Genomic DNA, 19,120 nt, shown 5'->3' with positions numbered 1-19,120 from the left:
AGGCGGCCGCACGCTCGCGCAGGATCAGGTAGTTGCGCATGCATCCCTCTGCCGACGCCCACACCCCGTCGAAGTCCTCGGTGCGCGGCGGCTTGAAGTCGAAGTGCTTCGGCCCGGCGTAACCGGCGCTCTCCAGGAGGTCGACAAGCCAGAAGGCGGATCGCAGGTCCCCCGCGCCGAAGCGCAGGTCCTGGTCGTACTTGATGCCGGACTGGCCGTTGAGGTCGATGTGGAAGAGCTTGCCCGCCCACAGGGCCTGGGCGATGCCGTGCGGGAAGTTCAGCCCGGCCATCTGCTCGTGGCCGACCTCGGGGTTGACGCCGTACATCTCCGGGCGCTCCAGGCGCTCGATGAAGGCCAGGGCGTGACCGACCGTGGGCAGCAGGATGTCGCCGCGGGGCTCGTTCGGCTTGGGCTCGATCGCGAACTTGAGGTCGTAGCCCTGGGAGATCACGTACTCGCCGAGGAGGTCGAAGGCCTCCTTCATGCGGTCCAGGGCGACGCGTACGTCCTTGGCGGCGCCGGACTCGGCGCCTTCCCGGCCGCCCCACGCGACGTAGGTCTGCGCGCCCAGCTCGACCGCCAGGTCGATGTTGCGGATCGTCTTGCGCAGCGCGTAGCGGCGCACGTCGCGGTCGTTGGCGGTGAAGGCGCCGTCCTTGAAGACGGGGTGCGTGAAGAGGTTCGTGGTGGCCATCGGCACGGTCATCCCGGCCGTGTCGAGGGCCTGGCGGAAGCGCTTGATGTGGGCCTCGCGCTCGGTGTCCGAGGACCCGAAGGGGATCAGGTCGTCGTCATGGAAGGTGACTCCGTAGGCACCGAGCTCGCCCAGACGCTGCACCGTCTCGACGGGGTCGAGGGCACGCCGGGTGGCGTCGCCGAACGGGTCCCTTCCCTGCCAGCCGACGGTCCACAGGCCGAAGGTGAACCTGTCCTCGGGGGTGGGCTGGTAGTTCATGCCGCGGCTCCTTGCTAGCTCCGACTATTTCGTCATGGCGGTTAACAAATTAGTATGCGAAGGCATCTCTGGGAAGAGACGAAGTGCGAGAGCCGGGCCACGCCGGTCCGAAAAGCCCCACACCAGCACAGATCCCGCGAAGCCGCGGAAGAGGGAGAGCCCGATGTCAGCAGCCGAGGGTCCGCTCGTCGTCGGGGTGGACACATCCACCCAGTCCACCAAGGCCCTGGTCGTCGACGCATCGACCGGACGGGTGGTTGCGAGCGGGCAGGCCCCGCACACGGTCTCCACCGGAGCAGGCCGCGAGAGCGATCCGCGACAGTGGTGGGACGCCCTGTGCGAGGCGCTGCACCAGTGCGGTGACGCGGCGCGTGAGGCCGCCGCGGTGTCGATCGGTGGGCAGCAGCACGGGCTCGTCACCCTCGACGCCCAGGGCAGCCCCGTCCGTCCGGCGCTGCTGTGGAACGACGTGCGGTCCGCGCCGCAGGCACGTCGACTGGTCGAGGAACTGGGCGGCCCGAAGGCGTGGGCCGAACGCACCGGCAGCGTGCCGGGCCCGTCCTTCACGGTCACGAAGTGGGCCTGGCTGGCCGAGCACGAGCCCGAGGCCATCCGGGCGACCGCGGCCGTGCGGCTGCCCCACGACTACCTCACCGAACGCCTGACGGGCCAGGGCACGACCGACCGCGGTGACGCCTCCGGCACGGGCTGGTGGGCTTCGGGGACCGAGGCGTACGACGAGGAGGTCCTCGCCCACGTCGGACTCGACCCGGCGCTGCTCCCCCGCGTCGTCCGTCCCGGCGAGGTGGCCGGAACCGTACGCGACAGGCATGACCTGCCCTTCTCCAAGGGCACCCTGGTCGCGCCCGGCACCGGCGACAACGCCGCCGCCGCGCTCGGCCTCGGCCTGCGCCCCGGCACCCCGGTGCTCAGCCTCGGCACCTCCGGCACGGTGTACGCGGTCTCGACGCGGCGTCCCGCCGACCCGACCGGCACCGTGGCGGGCTTCGCCGACGCCCGCGGCGACTGGCTTCCACTGGCCTGCACGCTCAACTGCACGCTCGCCGTCGACCGAGTCGCGGCTCTGCTCGGCCTGGACCGCGAGGCCGTCGAGCCGGGCCAGGACGTGACACTCCTCCCGTACCTGGACGGAGAGCGCACCCCGAATCTTCCGCACGCCTCGGGACTGCTGTCCGGACTGCGCCACGACACCACCGGCGGGCAGCTGCTCCAGGCGGCGTACGACGGCGCGGTCCACTCCCTGCTGGGCGCCCTCGATCTGGTGCTCGATGCGGACGCCGACCGCTCCGCACCGCTGCTGCTCATCGGCGGGGGTGCGCGCGGCACGGCCTGGCAGGAGACCGTACGTCGTCTGTCGGGGCGCCCGGTCCAGGTGCCCGAGGCGAAGGAGCTGGTCGCGCTGGGGGCCGCCGCCCAGGCAGCCGGGGTGCTGACCGGCGAGGATCCGGCCGCGGTCGCCCGGCGCTGGGACACCGCGCGAGGGCCCGTACTGGACGCGGTGGAGCGGGACGAGGCGACGCTGGCCCGGATCGCCGGGGTACTCTCCGACGCAGCCCCGCTGCTGGAGCGCGAGCCCGACCAGCGCTGACGAAGACAATGGGCACGACAGCCCCGAGGGGCCCGGCCGGACGAGGATTGACGGAGGCATGACCGCACCGCTGCACGAGGACCGCCCGACCGGTTCCGGCCGCCGGCTGCCCGACACCCAGCAGGGCATGCGGCGCCGCAACCTGTCCCGGGTCATGCACACCGTCAGCGCCGAGGGGTCGCTGTCGCGGGCCGCCGTGGCCTCGCGCATCGGCCTGACCCGGGCCGCCGTCTCGACCCTGGTCGACGAGTTGATCCGCTCGGGGCTTCTTGAGGAGCTGGGCCCCGAGCGCCCCGGCCGGGTGGGCCGCCCCGGCTCGGCGCTCGCCGTCAGCGGGCACGGCCCCGCCGGGATCGGCGCGGAGGTCGGCGTCGACCATCTCGCCGCGTGCGCGGTCGATCTGCGAGGTCAGGTGCGGGCGCGTGCCGTACGCCACGGCACGAACCGCGGCCGGCCGCCCGAGCCGGTGATCGAGGAACTGACCGGTCTCATACGTCAGGTCATCGCCGAAGCGGACCAGGAGGGACTGTGGCCCGCGGGCCTCGCGGTCGCCGTGCCGGGCCTGGTGGCACGCGACGCCCGGACCGTGGTCCGCGCCCCCAACCTCGACTGGCACGACACCGACCTCGGCGCACTGCTGCCGCACGACCTGCCGCTCACCGTGGACAACGAGGCCAACTTCGGCGGCCTCGCGGAATTCTGGCTCGGCGACGCGATGCCACGCGACTTCCTCCATGTGTCGGCGGAGATCGGCATCGGCGCTGCGGTGGTCGTCGACGGACGGCTGCTGCGCGGAACACGTGGTTTCGCGGGCGAGCTCGGGCATGTCCCGGTCCGCCCGGAAGGACCGGAGTGCGCCTGCGGCGGACGGGGATGCCTGGAGCAGTACGCGGGCGAGGAAGCAGTCCTGCGCGCGGCCGGACTGAAGCCGCGCACGGATCGTGTCGGCCTGCTGGCCGAACGAGCCGCCCACGGCGACACCGCCGTACGACGCGCCCTGCACGACGCCGGAACCGCGCTCGGCATCGCCCTCACCGGGGCGGTCAACCTCCTGGATCCCGAGACGGTCGTCCTGGGCGGCGAGCTGTCGGGCCTCGCGCCGTGGCTGCTGCCCTCCCTGGAAAGCGAGTTGGCACGGCGCACGGCCGGTCCCGCCTGTGCCGTGTCCGTCTCACGGCTGGGGCCGGAGGGCCCGCTGCTGGGCGCGGCGCACTCGGTGGTGCGAGCGGTGCTGGACGATCCGGCGTCGGTGGCGGGCCGCGTCTAGCGGTTCTCGCCTCCGGAGTGCGCGGCACCCGCATCCTCTCGCCTCCACTTTGCGCGGGGCTCACGCCCTTCCACCTTCATCCCGGGGTGTCCGGACTCCCGTGCGCCGGGCGGTCATTCACTCGACCGGGTGACGTAGTTGTCCACAGTTCCGGAGTTCTCCACCGTCGGACACCGCACCCTTCCTGCTCAACCGGCAAGCGCCGTACCGTGATTCACGCGAGGCGCAGCCATCCGGCCGATCCACCGACCGCCCGTGTTCATCGTGACGAGACCTCGTCCCCCGACCCTCGGCAGAGCGGAGCCGTACAGCCATGAGCGACCCCCGGATCCTGACCGTGCGGCCCGAACCGGGCGAATACGCGTGGACGTTCGGCGGTGCGCCGCCCGTGGCCCGCATCGCGCCGGGCACCGTCCTCGACCTGTACACGGAGGACTGCTTCGCCGGACGTGTGAGGTCGGAGAAGGACCTCGTGTCCGAGGTGTGCGAGTTTCCGTTCCTCAACCCGCAGACGGGACCCTTCCATGTGGAGGGCGCGGAGCCGGGTGACACCGTGGCGGTCCACTTCGTGTCGATCGAACCGGCCCGCGACTGGGCGGCGTCGACGACGGTCCCCCTGTTCGGCGCGCTCACCTCCACGCACACCACGGCCACGCTCCAGCCACCACTGCCGGAGACGGTGTGGATCTGGCACCTCGACCGAACGCGGCGCACCGCCCTGTTCAGCGCGCATGACAGTGACATCCGCATCGAGCTGCCCATGGATCCGATGCACGGAACCGTGGGCGTGGCGCCCGCGAATCTGGAGGTGCGCTCGGCGCTGGTACCGGACGCGCACGGCGGGAACATGGACACCCCGGAGATGCGGGCCGGCGTCACCTGCTATCTCGGAGTCAACGTCGAGGGGGCTCTGTTGAGCCTGGGCGACGGGCATGCACGGCAGGGCGAGGGCGAGACCTGCGGGGTCGCCGTCGAGTGCGCGATGAACACGGTGGTGGTCGTCGAGCTACTCAAGGGGATCGCCACGCCGTGGCCGCGTATCGAGTCCGACACGCACATCATCTCGACCGGCTCGGCGCGGCCTCTCGAGGATGCCTTCCGGATATCCCAACTGGACCTGGTGCAGTGGCTGGTGCGTGACTACGGATTCAGCGAGCTGGACGCTTACCAGTTCGCGACCCAGGCGGTCGAGTCGCCGCTCGCCAACGTCTGCGACACCAACTACACGTGCGTGGCCAAGCTCCGCAAGGAGTGGCTGCCCGCGCGCGAGACCCATCGCGGGCTGCACGCCCAGCTGCGCGAAACGGCCGCGGCGCTCCGCCGCTGAGCCGCCCGATCCGACGCCGCGGCACACCCGGCCACGGCTACCCGATACCGGCCTCTGAGATGGATACGGTGTTCCGGCACCGGCACCGGCTGGGCGCGGCGGCTGCCGGACCCGGGCGCCTAGCAGGAGACACCGACTCGGCACGCCTCAACCCCCCACCACCGAAGGGCAGATGCTCCATGGAGCGCGCCAGATCGTTCCCCAGCCGACGGCGGCTGTTGAAGGGCGCCGCCCTCGCCGCCATCCCCTATGCGTTACTTCCCGACACCCGGGCCACGGCACAGGCCGCGGTCGTCGACTATCCACCGGCCGAATGGGCGCCGGCGAGCGCGTCCAACCGCACGGCATCGAACCGGCCGTCGAGCTACCCCGTCGACTACGTGATCATCCATGTCACACAGGCGACCTATCCGACCACCCTGTCCATCTTCCAGAACCCTCAGAAGAAGGTGTCCGCGCACTACGTGGTGCGCTCGGCCGACGGACATGTCGCCCAGTGCGTCCGTGAGCACGACGTCGCCTGGCACGCGGGGAACTGGGACTACAACACCCGCAGTGTCGGCATCGAGCACGAGGGCTGGGTGGACCAGCCCGCCTACTTCACCAACGCGCTCTACGAGGAGTCGGCCAAACTCACGGCCGCGATCTGCACGCGGTACGGCGTCCCCAGGGACCGCGCGCACATCCTCGGGCACTACGAGGTCCCGGGCACCGACCACACCGACCCGGGCCCGAACTGGGACTGGACCCGCTACATAAGGCTCGTCAACTTCGTCTGACCAGCCGTCCGCCGGGGTGCCGGAGTGCAGGGAAGGCACCAGGTGGTGCGGGTGACAAGTGGGCACCGCGGTCACCAGGCTTGTCCGCGCCCGCACCGGGAGTGACGATGGCTCCAGCCGTAACGCCCTCCGGGAGGACGAGTTGACCGATCCTTGGGTGGCCCTGGAACCGGGCGCCGACCCCGTCGAGCGGGTGCGGGCACTGCGCCGCGCCCACGAGACGTTCACCGAGGCGGGCACAGTACCGCGACCGGTGCGGTCCGTGGTGGCCGACTCGTGGCGGCGTTCGGCGCGGGCCGGGGTCGGGCCCGACGGCACCGCGAGCGTCGAGCTCACCGATGGTGACCTGGGCTCCTACCGGGCGGAGCATCCGCTGGCGCGGGTGATGCCGCTGTTCCGTGAGCTCATGGGCACGTTCGCGGCGGACGGCGAGCATCTGCTGGCAGTGTGCGACGCTCAGGGCAGGCTGCTGTGGGTCGAGGGGCACCCGACGACACGGCGGCGGGCGGACCGGATGAACTTCGTGCCGGGCGCGCGCTGGTCGGAGACCTCGGTCGGCACGAACGCGCCGGGTACGGCCGTCACCGTGGACCGGCCGGTGCAGGTGTTCGCGGCGGAGCACTTCATACGGTGCGTGCAGCCGTGGACGTGCGCGGCGGCGCCGGTGCACGATCCGCGCACCGGGCGCGTACTCGGCGCGGTGGACATCACCGGAGGGGACGGGCTCGCGCATCCGCACAGTCTCGGTTTCGTCCAGGCGGTGGCGCGGGCGGCCGAGTCGCAGTTGGCGTTGCTCGCACCGCCCGAAGCGAGCCCCGGCACGATCGAGCTGACGGCGCTGGGTCGCGACGAGGCCCAACTGCTCGCCGAGGGGCGCAGGATCAGACTCAGCCGCCGGCACAGCGAGATCCTGGTGCTGCTGGCCCGGCACCCGGAGGGAATGACCGGCGACGAGCTGCTGTGCGCGCTGTACGAGGACGAGTCGGTGACGCCGGTGACCCTGCGTGCCGAACTGGCCAGGCTGCGCCGGCTGCTGAGTCCCGGCCTGCTGGTGTCGCGGCCCTACCGGCTCACGGCGGCGGTCGAGTCCGATGTGGCGAACGTGGAGCGTCGGCTCGCCACGGGCGCGGTCACGGCGGCCGCGTCGGCGTACTCCGGCCCGTTGCTGCCCGGTTCGGGGGCACCGGCCGTGGTGAGACTGCGGCGCAGGCTGGCCGACGGGCTCCGTACTGCGCTCATCGCCCGCAGCGACCCCGATCTGCTGGCGGACTGGGCGCGTGCGCCCTGGGGGGAGGACGACCTCGACATCTGGCGGGCGCTGGCCGCGGTGCGTCCGGCACCGGCCGTGCGCGCACGTCTGGACGAACTGGAGTCGGAACAGACCGCGACCGCGACCTGGACACGCTCCGCGCCCGGTGCCCGGCCCCGCGTCGCGGTCCCGCACAGGCGCACGCCTCCGGCTCCGCGCTGACGGACGCCTCCCTCGGAAGCACACACGCAACACGCAACTGCCGTCTGTCACACGGGAGGTGGCGCGAAACGCCAGGACGAGCCCGCGGAACCCGCCGACCCGTCCGCCGCAGGCGAACCCACCCGTCGGCGCGGTGGGGGCAGCAGCGCAACGTGGTTGCAACGTCCACGTTCCTAGCCTCGCGGAGAGCTGTCCAACGGCGGGCAGCGCTTCTCCGGGAGGCACACCAGCATGACTCGTTACACAGCGCCCGGCACCGACGGCGCGATCGTCTCCTACCAGGCGCGTTACGACCACTTCATCGGCGGCGAGTACGTGCCCCCGGCGCGGGGACAGTACTTCGAGAACCCCAGCCCGGTGAACGGGCAGCCGTTCACGGAGATCGCGCGGGGCACCGCCGAGGACGTGGAGCGCGCGCTGGACGCGGCCCACGCGGCCGCACCCGCCTGGGGCCGCACCTCCGTCACCGCACGCGCCGACGTGCTCCTGAAGATCGCCGACCGGATGGAGGCGAACCTGGAGAAGCTGGCGGTCGCCGAGAGCTGGGAGAACGGCAAGCCGGTACGCGAGACGCTGGCCGCCGACATCCCGCTTGCCATCGACCACTTCCGGTACTTCGCGGGGGCGGTCCGCGCCCAGGAGGGCTCGCTCGGTGAGGTCGACGAGGACACCGTCGCCTACCACTTCCACGAGCCGCTCGGCGTCGTCGCGCAGATCATTCCGTGGAACTTCCCCATCCTGATGGCCACCTGGAAGCTCGCCCCGGCACTGGCGGCGGGCAACGCGGTCGTGCTCAAGCCCGCCGAGCAGACCCCGGCGTCCATCCACTACTGGATGAGCCTGGTGGCGGACCTGCTGCCGCCGGGGGTGGTGAACATCGTGAACGGGTTCGGCGTGGAGGCGGGCAAGCCGCTGGCGTCCAGCCCGCGGGTGGCGAAGGTCGCCTTCACGGGTGAGACCACGACAGGGCGGCTGATCATGCAGTACGCCTCGGAGAACATCACCCCCGTCACGCTCGAACTCGGCGGGAAGTCCCCGAACATCTTCTTCGAGGACGTCTGGTCGGCGGACGACGACTTCCGCGACAAGGCGCTCGAAGGCTTCACGATGTTCGCGCTCAACCAGGGCGAGGTGTGCACCTGTCCCTCACGGGCGCTCGTCCAGCGCGGCCACTACGCCGAGTTCATGGAGGCGGCTGTCGCCCGAACCGAGCAGATCAGGACCGGTCACCCCCTCGACACGGACACGATGATCGGCGCCCAGGCCTCCAACGACCAACTGGAGAAGATCCTCTCCTACCTCGACATCGGCCGGCAGGAGGGCGCGAAGATCCTCACCGGTGGCGAACGCATCGAGCACGACGGCGAGTTGAAGGGCGGCTACTACGTCCAGCCGACGATCTTCGAGGGCGACAACCGCATGCGGATCTTCCAGGAGGAGATCTTCGGCCCGGTCGTCTCCGTGACGTCGTTCAACGACTTCGACGACGCCGTCAAAATCGCCAACGACACGCTGTACGGCCTCGGTGCCGGCGTATGGACCCGCGACATCAACACCGCCTACCGCGCGGGCCGTTCCATCCAGGCGGGTCGCGTCTGGACGAACTGCTACCACGCCTACCCGGCCCACGCGGCGTTCGGCGGCTACAAGGGCTCGGGAATCGGCCGCGAGAACCACAAGATGATGCTGGACCACTACCAGCAGACGAAGAACCTTCTTGTTTCATACAGCCCGAAGAAACTTGGGTTCTTCTAGAGTCTGAAGTCGGTTGCCTGGAGGCGTCGTTGCGCTCCAGGCAACCCAATACGTAGGCCGCCCTACGCGACTAACAAGTTACTTTGTGTCACGGTTCGAGCTCCGACCGACGCGGTCCCGGACCAGCCACGGGCCAAACGGCACCCCTGTGGCACCTTCCGAGGGGTGTCTCCAGCGCGACAGTGAGTCTCGCGAAGACGATGCCAATCCGGTTCACGGAGTGTTCCTCAAGCTCGCCTGCCGCCTGATCACCCACCGTCAGATCCGGGTGCTGTGCTGACCCGTCAAGGGCAGTCAACCGGACGCCCTCGCTCACTTCAGCGGCTCGGAGCCCAGGAAGCTGCGCACCTCTATGGCGAGTTGCGCATGTCCTCCCCAGGATCGTGATTCGTCGTCGCCTCGAAATTCCACCAGTCGTCCGGGAGGCGGTCGCGCAGTCCCCAAGTCAACTGCACGCACGGTCCCGTGTGCTCAGCGGACAGCGTCAGGTCCCGTTCCAGCGATCGCCAGGCCCCGGGCACCGCTCCACCCACGGAACTCTTCCGACAGCTCGGGTTGCGTCCAGGGAAGTGGTGTATGGGTTTGAGCTGATCCAGTGTGCCCCTGCACGCCCTCGCCGAGGACAACCTCGCCGCGGCGAGTCCGGATCTGCTGCGCGCGATGGTCAAGACGTTCGCCGACGCGCTCATGTCCGCGGAGGCCGATGCCCTCTGCAACGCCGAATACGGCCAGGTCAGCGACGAGCGAGTCCACCACCGCAACGGATATCGCCCGGGCGAGTGGGACACCCGGGCGGGCACCGTCGAACTCGCCATGCAGGAAGCCACGCTGCAGGCTCGCTGAACGTATACGGCGATTGGGCGGCCTCACGGGCAGCGCGGGCGGCGGCGACGCGACTGAGGTCGGTTCCCGTGACCGGTGCCCGCGCAGCGCCAGGCCGATGGCCTGCGTGCCGATGCCGCAGAAGCAGTCGAGGACCGTCGCGCGATCTTGGCCGATCAGGGCGTCAAGCGTGTCACCCTGCCGATGGACACTCGCGTCCCGGTCCGCATACATCAGGGGGTAGTCGTCAGCCAGCTCGTCGTAGAAATGCGCCACCGATGCCTCGAGCACGGCCCCAGATTGCCGCGCCTGCATTCTCGGAGCTTTCTCGGAGCTGTTTCTTGATTTTCTCGAATTCCGCAGGGGTTCAGCCACCATCGGGCGTTCCCGGCCTCGGCGCCCTCTCTCCTGCGCTCTCTTCGTTCAGGCGGCCGACCGCCCACGGCAAGAGTTCCTTCGCCAGAGCAAGGCTGAACGGCCTGGCCAATGAGCGAAGTTCGGCGCAGGCCGTGGGACCGAGCGTGAGGTACGGGAGGGCGGCCAGCCTGTCGGTGGTGTGCTCGATCTCCGCCCTGCGCCGCGCCCCTTCCTCGGTCAGCGCCAGGTCCGGTCCGTCGTCGAGCCATCCGCGCTCACGTAGGCTCTGCACGGCCTCGCCCCACTGCTGCGGCGGCCATGCCCTCGAGTCGCGCAGGACCCCTGCACCGACGTCGCCTGCGGCGGCATGCGTGACCAGAGCTTCGATTCCGCTCAGTCCGGCGGTCAGCAGTGCCCCCACATGACCGTCGCCACGGAACTCCCTCAGCAGAGTCTGCGCGTGCCAGAGCACGAGGTGGGGCTCGCTCGGCCACGACAGTGCGGCGTGCGCGGCGAAAAGTGGGCGGCCTTGCGGGTGGTGCACAGTCACTTCCGCTGCGGTACGGGCCAGTTCCGCCGCGCGGGCCATCGCCGGTGAGAAGACCTCCGCGCCGAGGATGCGGCGGAGCGTGGCATCGATCCCAGCGAGCCGGGCAGCGGTGAACTGCTGCGGCGTAGCGGCCTCCCATGCCGCGGGTATGGCCCGGCGCACCAGTTGTGGATTGAAGTTGTAGAACGTGGCGATGACCACCTCCGCCGAAGCCGCGCCGAGCGCGGCCGAACGGGACGCGAAGTACCCCGTCCTGGCGTCCACGCCCAACTCGCCGTACCGGCCTGCCGCTTCGAGCGAGAAGTAGACGGCCCCGTGGTAGGGCTCGAGGGTTCTCCAGGTCTCGCGCGCGTAGGCGAGGCTGTCGCGGGTCAGGTTCTGCGCCTGCGTCATGGGCGGCTCTCCGTCCTGTTGCGGATGAAACGTTGGTGTTCATCGAGCACATGAAGGCGGCGGGACAGACACCCCGCGATACGTACCGCCTGGTCGGTACGCTATCGGAGTGCGGCTCCGGCGACTACTGCCCTGCTGCCAGTTCTCCGCCGCCGGTCCACGAAGACCAGGACGATGTAAACCCGCCCTAGAAAGCGGAGTTGGCGAACCAGTGACTCAGCAGGTCGTCGTCTCCGTCACGTGCGAAGCTCGCCGCGTCGTGGTGGAGTCGGCCGTAGACGAGCAGCAACAGATCAGCGGCGGTTCCATGAACTGTCGAGTCGGCGGTTTCGGCAGCACCAGGGTTCGTGTCGAGCCCGAAACCGTCGGGCCGCAGGCGGACAAGCCAGTTTTCCTCACCGTCGGTCGCGCGGAAGCGGATGGCCTTGTCGGGACCGCGCAGGTTGGCGACGTGGGGCGCGAAGGAGGTGGCGAAGGGCAGATTGACGAGGAACTCGTCGACCCCGTCCACGGCCGACCGGCGGTCGATCGTGGGCCGGCGGCCCAGGGCCAGTTCGGCGTCGACCCGGTGCAACAGGGTCTCGAAGAGCATCCGGCGTGCCCAGAAGCGGGCGTGCTGATCGACGCCCCATGCCCACATGGGCAGGTCCGGGTCGGTGGCCGCGAAGGCTTGCGCTGCCACGGTCGCACTGTCGGTCAGCCAATCCGGGTACTCTTCCCGCCGCTCCGGGAGCCGCAGATCCACCTCCCGCGTGCGCGGGGGCTCCTGGATGCGCGCGTGCAGAAGACTCGAGAACCAACGCTGGACGCCACCGGTGTGCTTGACCAGGTCTGCCAGTGTCCAACCGGGACAGCTCGGCACGGCGGTCGTCAGGTCGGCATCCTGGAGGGCGGCGACGAGTCGGGCGGTCTCCACCGCGATCGCGGCGCGGTGGTCGACCAGCGCGGGTCCGTGTGCGGGGCGGTCCAACGAGTTCATCGTGGGAGCCTTTCTCTGGGTGACGGCTTGGGGTGACCCCGGGTCGGCCGCCGGCAGGCGGCAGAACCTGTCGCCCTGCAGGCGCTCAGCGGCGGGTGCCGGCACCTATGGCTTCACGACCCTCTCGATGGTCGCACCCGCACGCGCGCCCCACTCACACGGGGATCCCTCGCCGTCCGTCTGGCCCACTTCGCTCGCGCCGCGTACTTCACGGGCACGAGCGGCATCGTGGTGAAGGGGCCGGCCGGCATGACGGGCGGGAGGCTGAACCTCGGAACGGTCAGGGGCGACGGCGACGCCTCCGGCCAGACGCTTGACCCACCGGGCGACGCAGCTGGACGGACGTGGCCGGCACGTCGCCGACGGCCGGCAGGGCGCGGGCGGTGTCGGTCGCCGCGCGGGTCCGGCGCTCTGGTGCGGGCAGCACGGCTGGCACAAGGCCGGCGGCGTACGCCAGGGCGCGGTCGACGTCGCCGAGCTCTCGGTGGATCCCGACCCTCGATGCCCGGAGTACGTCTCTTTTCAGCCACGCCTCTATAACGTCCCTGCACGGAAAGGTACTTCCGTACAGGAGCATGCACCTGACATCTTGCATCCACCACTCGTTTCGTACGGCCCGGCCGATGCCCTCAGCACGGCCGGGCCGTCTCCGGAGGACGCATTGATACCCCACATATCCAGCCGGTCCAGACGCACGCTGGTGCTGGCGGCCACGCTCGGCGCCACCCTCGCGTTCGGCGCCCCCGGCGCCCTCGCGGGCACGCTCCCCGTCGCCCCCTCCATCGCTCCGGCCGCCAAGGCCAACGCTCCGGCCGCCGTGCCGGCTGCCCAGAGTGCGACCTGGGTGGCCGGCACGCGTGCCTACCTCGTGATCACCGCCCCAGGTGACAGTTCGGCGGTCCGCTCCGCGATCGAGGCCAACGGCGGCACCGTCTTCTCGAACTTCGACGCCATCGGCGTGATCGTGGCCCACTCGGCGTCCAGCGGATTCGCCGCCACCATGCGCGGCGTCGCCGGCGTGCAGCAGGTCGGCGCCACGCGTACCTCGGACGTCCCGGCCGACGCCTACAACCCGGCGCTCCCTGCCAATCCGGCCCAGGCCTCGACCCCGGCCGGAGAACCGGTCCGGGCCGACATGAGCCAGATCAAGGCCGACCAGGCCTGGGCCGTGAACCCGGGCTCCGCCTCGGTCAAGGTCGGCATCCTGGACACCGGTGTGGACGACCAGCACCAGGACCTGGCGCCCAACTTCGACGCGGCCGACTCGGTCTCCTGCGCCTACGGCAAGCCCGACACCCGTGCCGGCGCGTGGCGGGACGTCGACACGCACGGCACCCACGTAGCGGGCACCGTCGCCGCGGCCAAGAACGGCAAGGGCGTCGTCGGCGTGGCACCCGGGGTGAAGATCGCCGCGGTCCGGGTCGCCGAGCCGGGCAACGCCTTCTTCTTCGCCGAGAACACCATCTGCGGCTTCGTCTGGGCCGGTGACCACGGCTTCAAGGTCACCAACAACAGCTATTACACGGACCCGTGGCAGTTCAACTGCCCGGACAACATCGACCAGGCCGCCATCATCGAGGGCGTCAAGCGCGCCCAGGAGTACGCCGAGGGCAAGGGTTCCCTCCAGATCGCCGCCGCGGGCAACGAGAACTACGACCTCGCCCACAAGACGACCGACTCCGCGAGCCCGAACGACTCGACGCCGGTCACCCGCACCATCACCAACGCCTGCCTCGACATCCCGACCGAGCTGCCGGGCGTGGTCACGGTCGCGGCCAACGGCACTGGCGTCACGAAGGCCTCGTTCTCCAACTACGGTCAGGGCGTCATCGACGTCGCGGCGCCGGGCAGCAACGTGTACTCCACCGTCCCCGGCGGCGGCTACGGCAGCAAGAGCGGCACCTCGATGGCCACCCCGCACGTGGTCGGCGTGGCGGCGCTCATCGCCAGCGCCAACCCGGGCATCACCCCGGCGCAGCTCCGCGCCAAGCTGGCCGAGCAGGCCAACGACATCGCCTGCCCCTCGGACAGCCGCTGCACGGGCACGACGGCCAACAACTCGTTCTTCGGCGAGGGACAGGTCGACGCCCTCAAGGCCGTCGGGGCCACCCCGCCGCCCGGCACGTACTTCGAGAACCTCGCGGACTTCGCCATCAACGACAACGCGACCGTGGAGAGCCCGATCGCCGTCACCGGAGTGACCGGCAACGCCCCGGCCACACTCAAGGTGGGTGTGGACATCAAGCACACCTACATCGGTGACCTGAAGGTCGACCTGGTGGCGCCGGACGGCACCGTCTACACGCTGCACAACCACGCCGGCGGCAGCGCCGACAACATCGCCCAGACCTACACCGTGAACGCCTCCTCGGAGGTCGCGAACGGCACCTGGAAGCTGCGCGTCAACGACAACGCCGCCTCCGACACAGGCAAGATCGACGCCTGGAACCTGACCTTCTAACTGTATTGATCACGAGCGTTGTCAACGCGGGTCGGTCTTGATCGTGACGAAGGCCCCCGTGCTACAACCACCACCGCTGCCACACCCCACTCGGCGGCCAGCCACCGATCAACCGCGTGAACAACGCTGCGGGTCAATACATCTGGCGCAGGGGCCGGCAAACGCCCACGTACAGCACGCACAGCGCCGGCGACAGCTCGCCGCCCGCGGCCGCGGACAAGGCGGGCTGCGGTCTGTTCGGCCGGTGCTGCGAAGTGCTGTGACGTTCAGTAAAGCCGCGGACGGTGCCTGGGCAGGTGGGCCGCTCACCGTGCGCCTCCCTGAGGAGCTGCAGGACCGCAGCCCCGAGGACTGCAGGTCTCCGTCCGTGAACTGGGCCACCTGCTCCGTAAGCCGACCACCCTGCTGGCCGGGCTGGTCCTTCACCTCGTGATCCCGCTCCTGGTCATCCCCGTCGTCGCGTTCGCGCTGCACCACACCCCCGACAGCGACGGCGGCAGCGGACTGATCACCGCGATGATCCTGATCGTGGCGATGCCCGTCGCCGCCGGAGCAACCGTCTGGACCGGAAAGGGCGACGGTGACCAACCCACCATGGTGGGCCTCGTGCTGGCCTCCACACTCCTCAGCCCGCTCACCATCCCGCTGGTCATCACCACCCTGCTGCCGCTCCTCGACGACGGCTACGCGGACACACTCGCCACGACCAGCCATACGGCCCACGGCGGCTTCGCCCTCGTCACCGTCGTCCTCCCCTGCGCGGTCGGCATCCTGTTCCGCCTCACGCTCCCGACGGCGTGGCTCGGCCGGGCCCTGCGCATGATCGTGCCCGTGGCACTGGTCGGCTCACTCGTCCTGACCTACGTGAACGCCAGTGGCGCTCTGGGCTCCTTCGTCGCGCACCCGCGCCCGCTGTTGTTCGGCGCGGCACTGGTCGTGGCGACACTCGTCTGCCTGCTGTCCTTCCTACTGGGCCGGACCGCCGCGAGCCTGCTACGCCTGGACGCCCCCGCCTCTTCCTCGCTGACGCTCGCCTGCGGCATGAACAACAGCAGCGCGAGCGCGGTCCTGATCACCACCACGCTGCCCGACAAACCGCACCTGCTCCTGCCGGTGCTCGCCTACGGGTTACTGCAGAAGACAGCCGCGAGCCGGGTCGTCGCCACGGCCTCGCGTGCGTGAGCGGTCAGACCAGCGCGGCCGGCCCACCTGCACCTGTGGGTGCTACACCGCTTCACCCGGCTCGGCTGGTCCAGTCCGCGAGCCGACTGCGGCAGTCCGGCGCTGGGCACCGCCGGGCCGCTATGACGCGGTGGGCAGACTTACGGTGACGAGGGCCCCGTCCGACGGATGGTTGGCGAGGCTCACCCGGCCGCCGTGGGCCGCGGCGATCGTCCCGACGATGGCGAGGCCGAGCCCACCGGACCGCGCGTCGGGACGCGGATTCGGCGGCGGCCCGGCGAGCATGTCGGGCGGGAAGCCCTGGCCTTGGTCGTGCACGCGCAAGTGCACCACGCCGTCCGCGTGTTCGGCGCCGAGGGTGATACGGCCGGGCCCGGAGGGGCCGGAGTGGCGCAGGGCGTTGTCGAGGAGGTTGTGCAGGACTTGGCGCAGCCGTACCGGATCGAGGTCGGCGGTCGCTTCGCGGCTGTCGGGAGTCTCCACGGTGATCGTCGCGCCGTCGGCGGTCGCGCGGGCGCGGAACGCCGCCGCCGCGTCGGTGAGCAGTCGGGGCAGGGACACCGGTTCGCGGCGCAGCGGGAGACGGCCCTGTCGGGTGCGGGCGAGGACGAGGAGATCCTCGGCGAGGCCGACCAGCCGGTCGGTCTCGGCGGCGGCGGAGCGTATGGCGGCTTCGAGTTCGGTGCGGTCGCGCGGGCGTGCCGTGGCCAGTTCGAGCTGGGCCCGCAGCAGGGCCAGCGGGGTGCGCAGTTCGTGTCCGGCGGTGTCGACGAAGCGATGCTCGCGTTCCAGCGCCTCCTGGAGGCGCGCGAGCATGGCGTTGAGGGTGTGCGCGAGACGGGCCAGTTCGTCCCCGGTCGGCGGGACGGTCAGGCGCCGTTCCGGCTCGGCCTCGGAGATCGCGGCAGCCTCCCGGCGGATACGCTCGACCGGCCGCAGGGCGGCCCCGGCGAGCAGCCAGCCTGCGCACGAGGACACCGCCAGGGCGAGTGGACCGCCGATGAGCAGCAGGAGCAGCAGCCGGTCCAGTGCTTCCGCCCGGTCGCCGAGCGGCGCGCCCACGACGAGGACGGCAGGCTGTGCAACCTTCCCCGGCAGGCGAACGGGCAGGGCGAGCAGCCGGGCGGGGTCGTCGACGCCCACGACATGACGGCTGAGGAAGACCGGCTTGGTAACGGTTTGTGTGGTGCCCGGCGGCAGCGTCGGTGCGGCAGCGACGGCCGGGGTCGTCTCGACGACGTCGCCGTGGGACGTGAGGATCTGGCCGAACGACTCGTCGGGGTCGATGAGCCCGCGGCCCGCGTCGAGCGGGGCCCGCTCGCGCTGGGCCAGTGAGCTGACGGTGGCCGCGGCCCGTGCGCGCAGGTCGAGGTCGACGGCGCGGGTCAGCTCGGTGCCCATCCGGGTGTAGAGGAAGGCGCCCAGGGCGGTCAGCACCACCGCCATCGCCAGGCAGAAGGCGAGGGTCAGGCGGAGCCGGACGGGGAGCCTAGCCAACGGGGTGCGCATGGCCGGCGTGGTCCTTGCCGTCGTCTCTCAGCCAGTAGCCGGCGCCCCGGGTGGTGCGCAGTGACTGCCGCCCGAAGGGACGGTCGATCTTCTGCCGGAGGTAGCCCACGTAGACCTCCACGACGTTCGAGTCCGCGTCGAAGGTGAAGTCCCAGACGTGTTCGATGAGTTCGGCCTTGGACAGCACCTGGCCGGGCCGTCGCATCAGGCACTCCAGCAGCGCGAACTCCTTGGCGGTCAAGGTGATCGGCGTACCGTCGCGGGCCACGGAGCGGGCCGCCGGATCGAGGGTGAGGTCGCCGACCGTGAGCACGGCGGGCCGTTCGCGGGCGCCCCGGCGCATCAGCGCGCGCAGCCGGGACAACAGTTCGGCGAGCGCGAAGGGCTTGACGAGGTAGTCGTCTGCGCCCAGGTCCAGGCCGCGCACCCGGTCCTCGACGGCGTCCCGCGCGGTGAGGAGCACGACGGGTGCCCACCGGCCGGACGCGCGGATCTCACGCAGCACGCCGAAGCCGTCGGTGCCCGGCAGCATCACGTCGAGGACGATCACGTCGTAGTCGGTCTCCCCGGCGCACCACAGGCCGTCCTCGCCGGTGGCGGCCACGTCGACCGCGAAGCCGTTCTCCACCAAGCAGCGCCGCAGGAGCTCTGCCATGGGCGCTTCGTCCTCGACCACGAGAATCCGCATGGCGCCTCCTCGCGCAGGCCCTGTCCCTGTCCAGCGTAGTGGAGGTGGCTAAGGGGACGCTGAGTCGGTCGGAGCGGGGACGACCGGTCCGGCGGAGACCGTTTCAGGGTCCCCTTAGCCAGTGGCGAGCAGGCTCGAAGCCACAGCTCGACGAGGGAGTCCCGATGATCAGCAGAGGCATGACACGCAGAGCACAGGTCCTCACCGTCGTCGCTGGCTGCACAGCGGCGGTCGTGCTGACGGCCTGTTCCTCGGATTCGGGAAGCTCGAGCCACCAGTCCGCGGCACCGGCGACGACAAGCCCCGCTCCCCGCAGCTTCTCGGCGACCGTCGACAACCCGTGGTTCCCGCTCCCGCCCGGCCGGACGCTGGTCTACAGCGGCATCAAGGACGGGGAGAAGACGACGGAGTACCTCACCGCCACCCGCGAGACCGAGAAGATCATCGGCATCCCCTGCCGCGTCGTCGAGGACCGCCTCTACACCGGCCACACCCTGCACGAGGCCACCCGCGACTACTACGCCCAGGACGCCGCCGGAAACGTCTGGTACTTCGGCGAGGACACCGCCGAACTCGACGCCCACGGCAACATGCTCTCCACCGAGGGCACCTGGCGCGCCGGCCGTGACGGCGCCCGCCCGGGCATCTTCCTGCCCGCGCATCCCGCGCCCGGCGCATCCGGACAGCAGGAGTACTACCCCGGCCAGGCCGAGGACCGCTTCCAGGTCCTGGACCTGACCTCCCGGGTCTCCGTCCCGTACAAGACCTTCACCGGAGCCCTGCACACGAAGGAATGGACGCCGCTGGAGCCCGGGGTCGTGGACAACAAGTACTACGTCAAGGGCATCGGCACGGTGAAGGAGGTCACCGTCAAGGGCGGCCCCTTCGAGGAGAACGTGCTGACCGCGGTCAGGGGCTAGGGGGTGTTTTGAAAGTCCTGTGCGGTGCCCGCGGTGTTCGGTGCGTGCCCTCGGCGTGCCGGACGAAGGCCCTCGTACTGGACGTACTTGGGG

Annotated in this window: 14 protein-coding genes and 3 pseudogenes; 10 read left to right on the top strand and 7 right to left on the bottom strand. The window is 70.6% G+C overall.

Features of this window, described 5'->3' with window-relative positions; translation table 11 throughout:
- A partial coding sequence (gene xylA, locus ACN6LB_RS43280; protein WP_445030695.1) for a xylose isomerase occupies positions 1-958 on the bottom strand: 958 nt, incomplete at its 3' end.
- 163 nt (positions 959-1,121) lie between these two features.
- Here xylA and xylB point away from each other — a divergent pair.
- The 6 genes from xylB to exaC all read left to right on the top strand — a co-directional run bounded on the left by xylB (position 1,122) and on the right by exaC (position 9,166).
- The gene (gene xylB / locus ACN6LB_RS43275; RefSeq protein ID WP_445030694.1) at positions 1,122-2,567 is read left to right on the top strand and encodes a xylulokinase; all 1,446 of its coding nucleotides are present in this window, start codon (positions 1,122-1,124) and stop codon (positions 2,565-2,567) included.
- Between the two features lie 58 nt (positions 2,568-2,625).
- Positions 2,626-3,834, top strand: coding sequence for an ROK family protein (locus ACN6LB_RS43270; protein WP_445030693.1), 1,209 nt, complete (start codon positions 2,626-2,628; stop codon positions 3,832-3,834).
- Positions 3,835-4,147: 313 nt separating this feature from the next.
- A complete protein-coding gene (locus ACN6LB_RS43265; protein ID WP_445030692.1) occupies positions 4,148-5,161 on the top strand; it encodes an acetamidase/formamidase family protein in 1,014 nt (337 codons plus the stop codon).
- A 179-nt stretch (positions 5,162-5,340) separates the two neighbouring features.
- Positions 5,341-5,940, top strand: a complete 600-nt coding sequence (locus tag ACN6LB_RS43260; RefSeq protein ID WP_445030691.1) for an N-acetylmuramoyl-L-alanine amidase — start codon at positions 5,341-5,343, stop codon at positions 5,938-5,940.
- 142 nt (positions 5,941-6,082) lie between these two features.
- Positions 6,083-7,411 carry a GAF domain-containing protein gene (locus ACN6LB_RS43255; RefSeq protein ID WP_445030690.1) on the top strand — a complete coding sequence of 443 codons (1,329 nt, stop codon included), beginning with the start codon at positions 6,083-6,085 and terminating at the stop codon, positions 7,409-7,411.
- A gap of 231 nt (positions 7,412-7,642) precedes the next feature.
- On the top strand, positions 7,643-9,166 hold the full coding sequence (gene exaC / locus ACN6LB_RS43250; protein WP_445030689.1) for an acetaldehyde dehydrogenase ExaC: 1,524 nt from the start codon (positions 7,643-7,645) through the stop codon (positions 9,164-9,166).
- Positions 9,167-9,516: 350 nt separating this feature from the next.
- Here the strand turns inward: exaC and ACN6LB_RS43245 are convergent, their stop codons facing one another.
- A complete protein-coding gene (locus ACN6LB_RS43245) occupies positions 9,517-9,855 on the bottom strand; it encodes a DUF6228 family protein (protein WP_445030688.1) in 339 nt (112 codons plus the stop codon).
- Between ACN6LB_RS43245 and ACN6LB_RS43240 the strand changes: the two are divergent.
- A pseudogene (locus ACN6LB_RS43240) lies at positions 9,764-9,982 on the top strand (transposase); the annotation flags it as partial. The gene ACN6LB_RS43245 and the pseudogene ACN6LB_RS43240 sit on opposite strands and share 92 nt — an antisense overlap.
- 40 nt (positions 9,983-10,022) lie before the next feature.
- On the opposite strand, the pseudogene ACN6LB_RS43235 reads toward ACN6LB_RS43240, so the two are convergent.
- The 3 genes and pseudogenes from ACN6LB_RS43235 to ACN6LB_RS43225 form a co-directional block, all read right to left on the bottom strand.
- Positions 10,023-10,303, bottom strand: a pseudogene (locus tag ACN6LB_RS43235) (class I SAM-dependent methyltransferase); the annotation flags it as partial.
- Positions 10,304-10,355: 52 nt separating this feature from the next.
- On the bottom strand, positions 10,356-11,288 hold the full coding sequence (locus tag ACN6LB_RS43230) for an SCO6745 family protein (protein ID WP_445030687.1): 933 nt from the start codon (positions 11,286-11,288) through the stop codon (positions 10,356-10,358).
- A 187-nt stretch (positions 11,289-11,475) separates the two neighbouring features.
- Positions 11,476-12,267 (bottom strand): maleylpyruvate isomerase family mycothiol-dependent enzyme, encoded by a 792-nt coding sequence (locus ACN6LB_RS43225; RefSeq protein WP_445030686.1) that lies wholly within the window; start codon positions 12,265-12,267, stop codon positions 11,476-11,478.
- Between the two features lie 700 nt (positions 12,268-12,967).
- Between ACN6LB_RS43225 and ACN6LB_RS43220 the strand changes: the two genes are divergently transcribed.
- Together ACN6LB_RS43220 and ACN6LB_RS43215 are read left to right on the top strand one after the other, a co-directional pair.
- The gene (locus ACN6LB_RS43220) at positions 12,968-14,728 is read left to right on the top strand and encodes a S8 family peptidase (RefSeq protein ID WP_445030696.1); all 1,761 of its coding nucleotides are present in this window, start codon (positions 12,968-12,970) and stop codon (positions 14,726-14,728) included.
- Between the two features lie 348 nt (positions 14,729-15,076).
- Positions 15,077-15,910 (top strand): annotated as a pseudogene (locus ACN6LB_RS43215) (bile acid:sodium symporter family protein); the annotation flags it as partial.
- A gap of 120 nt (positions 15,911-16,030) precedes the next feature.
- Here the strand turns inward: ACN6LB_RS43215 and ACN6LB_RS43210 are convergent.
- Together ACN6LB_RS43210 and ACN6LB_RS43205 are read right to left on the bottom strand one after the other, a co-directional pair.
- A complete protein-coding gene (locus ACN6LB_RS43210) occupies positions 16,031-17,419 on the bottom strand; it encodes a HAMP domain-containing sensor histidine kinase (RefSeq protein WP_445030685.1) in 1,389 nt (462 codons plus the stop codon).
- On the bottom strand, positions 17,400-18,107 hold the full coding sequence (locus ACN6LB_RS43205) for a response regulator transcription factor (protein ID WP_445030684.1): 708 nt from the start codon (positions 18,105-18,107) through the stop codon (positions 17,400-17,402). The genes ACN6LB_RS43210 and ACN6LB_RS43205 overlap by 20 nt, the downstream gene beginning before the upstream one ends.
- A 164-nt stretch (positions 18,108-18,271) precedes the next feature.
- On the opposite strand from ACN6LB_RS43205, the gene ACN6LB_RS43200 reads away from it, so the two are divergent.
- Positions 18,272-19,027 (top strand): hypothetical protein, encoded by a 756-nt coding sequence (locus ACN6LB_RS43200; protein ID WP_445030683.1) that lies wholly within the window; start codon positions 18,272-18,274, stop codon positions 19,025-19,027.
- Positions 19,028-19,120 lie beyond the last annotated feature (93 nt).

Source organism: Streptomyces sp. SAS_270 (assembly GCF_052543295.1).
Note: the sequence above shows the minus strand (reverse complement) of the source record. Positions and strands in the feature narration are given on the sequence as shown.